Annotated in this window: 2 protein-coding genes; both read right to left on the bottom strand. The window is 34.0% G+C overall.

Annotated elements, in window-relative coordinates:
- Positions 1 to 186: 186 nt before the first annotated feature.
- Positions 187 to 654 carry a hypothetical protein gene (locus IAI10_RS24085; RefSeq protein ID WP_315675862.1) on the bottom strand — a complete coding sequence of 156 codons (468 nt, stop codon included), beginning with the start codon at positions 652 to 654 and terminating at the stop codon, positions 187 to 189.
- A 25-nt stretch (positions 655 to 679) separates the two neighbouring features.
- Positions 680 to 7,742: discoidin domain-containing protein (locus IAI10_RS24080; RefSeq protein ID WP_315675861.1), on the bottom strand; the 7,063-nt coding region annotated here is incomplete at its 5' end.

The raw sequence follows: 7,742 nt of genomic DNA, 5'->3' as shown, positions 1-7,742 counted from the left end.
TTCATAATTCAAAGAACTAGCTTAAATCCAATAGCGAAGCGGTGATGATACATGCTTTCTACTGGATTTAGTTTATCAAAATTTATTAGAAATTTGTATACGGAGAATTTTGGGCGGTTACTTATAAACAACAAAAGATTCCACAATATTTAAAAATATGATGGAATCTTTTGTGTCAATTTTATTTTATAATCTTTTAAACATAATTTTTTTAAATTCAATGTAAGCTGTATTCTTACCTTCAAATATTATCTCATGAGACATTTTCTTATCATCTACTTGCAGTATCTCACTATATAAAAAAGCACATTCACTAATATTGTTAAGATTATTCGCGCATATATTATATGCTGTTACTCCAATATATCTTATTAGAAATTTATTATTATCAAAACTAATTTTTAATTCAACATTACTGCTATCAATTCTCTTAGTCCCATTATTATAATAATTTATTGAATTTATACTATAATCATGAAATGCATGTTTACGGTATTCTTTTACAAAACGAATTGGCAATCTATTTTCGTATTCTCCAAACTTCTTCCAATAAGTAGTCAGATTATCCATCCAAATTTTGTCGTTAGTTTCATATTCTTGGTCTGTCATATTATTATATGATGGATATAATAATTCCATTGTAAAGTACTTCATATAAACACTCCTTTTAACAATCTGTTTATGGAGCTACAGCATTAGCTGGAATTGTCCACCAAAATGGTGGTAGTAAAGATGGAAGCATTCTAACTCCTCTATATATTAGATACCCTCCTCCAACTCCTACTACTACTTTAGCTGTATTTTGTTTCGCCTCGTTTGCATCCCAATCCCATCCTGATTTCTTTTTTAGGGTCTTTTTTACGCTTCTTGGAGGTTCTCCTGGTTTACATTTATTTTCATGATGTTGTGTTCCATCCGCATTTTGATTTGAAACTTCATTCTTTTTCTTTAATATATGCACATGGTCTTGGTCATTCTCTACATGTGGTCTGTCAATTCTCCCTGTGTATCCCATATCTAAATCATATTCACCATAATTGGTTTTAGCATAACTTATATTCTGCTGTGCAGCTTCTATTATTTCTTGCTGTCTACTCCAATTATTATAATTATACACCCCAACAGTACTGTCTGGATCCATAACCATTCTAAATCCATCTGCATCATATCCATTTGAAGGTGTATTCTCACAATAAGCAAACATATTAGTTGATAACAAATCTCCTGTTTGTCCTACTATAGCATCCGCATTTATAAATCTGCCCCAATCAGGATTGTAGTATCTACTCTGCAAATAGTATAACCCTGTCTCTGTATCATACCTATAGCCTCTGTATCTATATGGATTCTTCACTCCTACAGTATCCTTAAGGCTTCCATCTATGGACACTAGCTTACCCCATGTATCATAAGTGTAGCTTACTACCTGTGCTCCTGTCTTATCGAAGAGTCCTATGATGTCACTTTGTCCATTTCTTACATAATAGTATTCTACACCATTTAGGTTCATGGACACAAGCTTTCCTGCACTGTCATAAGTATAATATATTTTATCCGTACCGTTGTCTTCATAAGTTACATCGCTGCCAACTAAGTGGTAGTTTGTGGTTACTCCATTTACTGTCTTTTGAGTTCTTATGCCACTGTCATCATACTTATAGCTTGCAGTTAAGCCATTGCCTGTGATGCCTGATAGTTGTCTTCCCTGCTCCCAGCTGTAGCTGTAGCCTGCATAGGTTAACGGATTTCCGATAGCGTCATAGGTTATTGCATTTCCATCATAGGCTGTAAGCTCATCCTTCCAGTTGCTGTTTCCATAAGTATAGCTGTGAGTGGCTGTGGCGGTTCCTAAGCTTCCTGTGGTATAAGCATATTCGGTCTTTGTCTGTATATTCCCACCTGCATCATAGCTGTAGGTTATGCTCTTATTCAGCACTCCATTGTCTTCCCTTATAAGCTCGTTTAGCTCGTTGTAGCTGTAGCTTATGGTTTTGCCGTTTTGAACTATGCTTACTATATTTCCATTGGCATCATAGCTGTAACTGATGCTTTCATTATCGGGTAGATTTATAGCCGCTAGCTTGTTATTATTGTTATATTCGTAATTTATATTAAATGAATTGCTGCTAAACTCTAAAGAAAAATCACTTGTATTATAATATGCTGGCTGACCCCCAGTAGCTTCATTCCTAAGTACATATTTTCTTATATTATATGCTTGTCCTAAATCTACAATTGCCCATTGAGGAGCTGTTGCAGCAGTTGAGCACCAATGTGAATTAGTTAATCCATCCACTATATTATAAGGACTTTCTGCTGGCGAATTATAGGAATTTGCAATAACGGATTTATTATAAGCAATATCTTTATATCCATTTACTGAGAATTCATAAATTCTTGCAAAATTATCCTGACAGCCTGGTTGAGTTGCTGTTGTTATATATAATCTCACATATCTTCCTATAGTTTGTACATTTCTATTTGTAATGCTATCAGTATTACCAGTTACAGTGTCAGCATCCGTAAAATTTATATTATCATTACTTACCTGAAGTTTAAAATCTCTTGTATTATAACTAGTGGATTCTCCACCTGAACCAGCGTGCTTAACAGTCCAATTATGAATTTCCACAGGTGCACCTAAATCTATGGTTAGCCAATGTGGTGCAGCTGTAGTATCATACCACTTAGTAGTAGTTAATCCATCAATAGCATTTTTAGGATTTCCTGCTTCACTATTATAAGAGCTGGCTGTTACTGTTTTGTTACTGACTCCTTCAAAATCAGTATATATCTCCAATTCTCTAATTCTAGCAAAATTATCTGCAGCTCCCGTTTGAGTACCTTTTGTTATATTCAGCTTTACATATCTTGCAGATATGTTGTCACTACCGATATCGCCTGAGGTAACATCTGAGGAATTGCCAGTTACAGTATACACCTTGGTAGGAATATTGCTTGCAGTAGCTGAGGTATTTATTGTTTTTCCTGTTAATCTTCCCAGTTTATCATAGGCATATTTTATAGTGCTTCCATCATTTATGTTAGTAGCGGTTTCCCTATTGTCCCTGTCTACAGTATGACTAGTTGTATATGTTTTATCTCCATATTGCTCTATGAAACTTGAAACATTATTGTTACTATCAAATTTATAAGTTGTTTTAAAGCCATTGGAAGCTATTATTTGATTTAGTCTATTAGCTATATCAAATACATATCTAAAATTAACACCATTTAGCAAATCCTCTTTAAAGCCCACGTTTCCATTGGCATCATACACATATTTAAAACCAATTTTACTGCTGGAATCTCCACTTTCTTGATAAGCTTTTGATTGAAGTCTCCCCTGTTCATCATAATTATTTGATACTTTAGCTCCATTACCATAGGTTGAATCTAACAGTCTCCCTGTTCTTGATTCATAGTTATTATTTATTAAATTTTGATTTCCCACTGCTACAGAGGTATTGTTTCCTAAACCATCATAGGAAAAATTATAATTAAAACCATTATGCGTGATGCTGTTTATTCTATCATTTGAATAGCTATATTTATTTTCAACAGTTGTATTTCCTACATTAGCAGAGGCTCTTGTTAATTCATTCATAGAATCATACTCATATTGAGTAGTATTTCCCTTACTGTCAGTAACACTGTTTAGTACTCCTCTATTCTCATCCCAATTATACTTTACGGAATTTCCTGCTGCATCTGTAACTGAGTTCGTGTAATTACCACTTGATGTATATGTGCTTGTGGAAGTAAGGGAAAGTGTATTGTCTCCTATAGTTGCACTTAAAGGATTTCCATTGCTATCATATTTAAAATTATATACCACATTTTCTGCAGAGGCTGCACTTAATATATTATGATTACTATCATAATTATAAGTAAACTGATTACCTTTAGGATCTACAGCCTTTACCAAGTCATTGTTACTATTAAATTCATTTTGTGAATTTTGATTTGCTACAGCTTGTATGGATACCAGGTTTCCTTTTGAATCATAGGAATAGCTTGAACCGAATTCCTCCTTGTACACTTGTATATTATCAAAGTATGCCATATTACAGTTATTTGTATAAAGTGCTTTTACAGTCACACTTTTATAGGCACCATCAGTTTTCACAACATCTGATATATACTGCCAATTTGCAGTATCCTCATTGAAGGGAATTTGCAACTTTTGAACAGTGTTATCATTTTTATTGATGTCTATTTCTAGTCCAAAATATCTGCCACTACTTAAAGGAACAGAATCGCCCTTTCCCCAGCCGCTGAAAACAAGTATATCTCCTTGATTACCTTTTACTCCAACATTTTGACTTAGTTGTTTGTCCAAGGTATTGCCCCCTGCGATTTGAAAACATCTGTTATTCATTCCTACAGGATAAGTTGCATCATTATAATTTATAGCTTTATCATTGCTATTAGCTGCACCACTTCTACTCCAAAAGTCAGGCACATCTCCCCCGTACTGAAAATCTGAATTTTCTACAATATTATATCTGTTAGCTACGGAGCCTTCCTCAAGCTGAATGCAATCAATATAAGCTGTTCCTGCTTCGTCTATAATTCCAACTCCTGCCGATACAGTATTGCTTGCAGCATTTTGAGGCATGGTAAATTTCAATTCCACCCTTTGCCAGTCATTTGTACCTGAAATAAAGGAAGAATAAGCTTTTTTCCATTGACCGTCAGAATCTTGATAGCTTATGTATGCTCCGGCTCCCTTATTCACTGTGTTACTTATATCTTTAGTCTTAATGTAAGCTGATAAAGTGTAGGTTTTCCCTTTGTCTAATGATATATTTTGAGTGAAGTTACAAATTGAATTATTATTTGTTGCCTGATTTTTCACTATTTTAAAAGAATAATTTCCCATATAGCTGTCTTCATTACTAAACACACAAGAACCATCTCCCCCATTAGGGCCTGAATAGGCTGCCCAATCTCTATTTACTTCGAGATTGTGATCACTTAATAGATTAATGGTAGTTTTCTGAAGTTTTGATTCTAATTGAAGTTTATTTTTCTTTGAAGCATCTTCACTATCGCTATTATCATTATTGAAGAACTTATAGTATTGGGAATTCCCTTCTTCATCCTTTATATCTATTGTATTTCCCAAATTATTAAACTGGTATGTATCGATCTTATCCTGTATTCCCTGTCTAATTGTTGCTTTTGTATTACTACTACTGGCCTCATATAGTTTTATGTTTGATATATATATATTAGCCGGATTAGGAATACTGTGATCATTAAAAAATCTTAGTATAGCTTGATTCATATTAGCAGAGGAAGATCTAATATTCCAGACATAGTGCTGCTGCGCTTTCATAGCTATAGGATAAATTTGAGGCAAATCGTCAGGGTATAAATCTGCATCGAAAGTTACATTATCAGCATCTGACCAGTAATCAAATTCTATCACATAATCAGTATCTTGCTTCAAACTGAATCTTTTCAAATATATAGCAGGTATGGTACTTCCGCTATTTAACCTAATAGTTTTTAAATTATTTGAGATTCTTCCAACATAAGCATCTATTATATCTGCATTACCTTTAGTAATACTTGCATTCGGATCTATGTTATTAAAATTTCCTTTCTCACTGATTTTTAAATTAGCTACATAGATATTTGATGCATTTGGTATTGTTTTATTATTGAATACTCTAAAGCATGCATTATTCATATTCGTTGATGCTGAACTTACTTCCCAAGAAGCATGCTGCAAGGTTTTTGTTGCCGTGAATAGTTTTTCTGGCAAATCATCAGGGTAAAAATCAACATTAAATATATTATTATCTGTATCAGACCAATAGTCAAAATCTACAGTATAAGTAGTATTTGACTTTAATTTTAGGTTATCAGAATATATTACCGGTGTGTTTGCTCCCGCATTAAGTCTTATTGCTCTGACTGTTCCTTTATTGTCTGGGGAATTTACATCAAGTATGTTTACCCCTGACGCACTATTATTTTTATTGAATACTGCCGGTATGCCTGCTATATCTGTAGAATTATCACCATACTTTATATTACTCTCAGATCCCATTAATCCATTGATGCTATTTTCTAAAACTTTACTTACTCGCGGAACTAATCCACCGCTATAGTTGTATACAATCTCATTTCCATCGTTGTTTAATGCTGAAGCAAGGCATTTGTTATTATAATAACCGTAAAAGCTTTTTTTACCATCAGCGTAGGTAATGCTTGTCAGCATTCCATCATTATATTCATAATTAATCTTACTTCCATCTGGAGAGGTAATTGTAGTAAGCTGACCCTGAGAGTCGTAATCAAGATTTACCTTTCTATTGGACGGATCTATTACACTCTTTAACTGAGTACCGTTATACACTAAGGTTTGCTTGTTACCATTATTATCAGTTATATATTGCAGATACATAGCAGAGTTAAATATTAGCATATTATCTTTCTTGTCCTTAATGGTAAAGGTACCATCAGAATTTTTAGTAAGTGTCAAATCTAATCCTGAATTGTCTTTATACACATTTGTAGAGGAATCTTGTTTAAAGTAATGCCTTGTACCATCTTCATCCATATAAACATAATAGGTTCCATCTTCAAAGGTTTGAGTACTTATTGTCTGATTTAGATTTAATTTCCAACCCGCACCATACCCTATATTTGAATTCGATAATGCTTCATTGCTGTTATAAATGTGTTTTATACTGATTGGAATTCTATTACCTGTCATACTTACATCATCATGTACAAAAACTAAATTCCCATTATAATCATTAACATAGCCTTCTCCAGCTCTACCTACATCTTGAGAATGATAGGTCCAGTAATTTTCAAGTCCAGTATTGCTTACATAATCTATATAGGCTCTTGGTCTTGCATTTGCATCAGTGGTATCTGCGGACCTGAAAGCTGCATCTCCGCTGTTTTCATTGTCAGCCTTAAGCATTAATCCAAAATTGTTTCCGCTATTGTACCATTCTTTTGCTATAGAGGTTATATCAAAATCACTCCATTGGCCTGCAACTGGTGTATTATAATCTTCTATCCTTGAGTTATATCCAGGTTGGTTAGCCCAAGTTATATTCGTTGTGTTCCAATCGCTCAGTACCTTATGTACGTTTACTTGTCCTCCACCATTATATAAGCTATCGCATGCCAAGGATAATTGAGCATGTATAACCATGTCAGATGGACCTAGTTGAGGTAATTCAAATTTAACATAACTGCGGTGTATTCCAAGATTATTATAAAAACCTGCATATAGCAATATATTGTTTGCTTTATTTTCAGTGTCTATAGAGCTTACAAAGGTATCCTGTATTTTTGCTCTATCTATATTAGTCTCTACTGGAGGATCTATTGTTACAGGATATACCCTGTCACTGCTGTTTAGCCAGTCACTGTCTGGAGTCACTGTAAGGCTGTAACCATTTTTCGTTTTATCTAGGCTTACCTTCACAGCATCGCTTTGACTTTCTTTGGCATCATACATATTAGGTGCCTGCATCTGAAATACTGCTTTTTTACTGTCCTTGTCGTCATAGAAAATTATGCTGTTATCCTTCTGAAGCTGTGGTATAAGGTTTTTAGCATTCAAATTAAAGCTGTAGGACACATTTTCCTGAGGTTTGTTTATTACTATGTTCTCCTTAACCTTATCTCCTATTAGATCGTATCTAAGGTCTGTATCCGTATATATATTGCTGTACTGAACAGAGGAGGAGTTTTTTTCTACAGTC

The organism is Clostridium sp. 19966 (genome assembly GCF_032335695.1).
Taxonomy (GTDB): Bacteria; Bacillota; Clostridia; order Clostridiales; family Clostridiaceae; genus JACTOJ01.
This window is presented reverse-complemented; position numbering and strand designations above follow the sequence as displayed.

Coding starts and splice junctions, on each gene's coding strand:
- IAI10_RS24085 (WP_315675862.1), bottom strand. CDS start 654: ATGAAGTACTTTACAATGGAATTATTATATCCATCATATAATAATATG.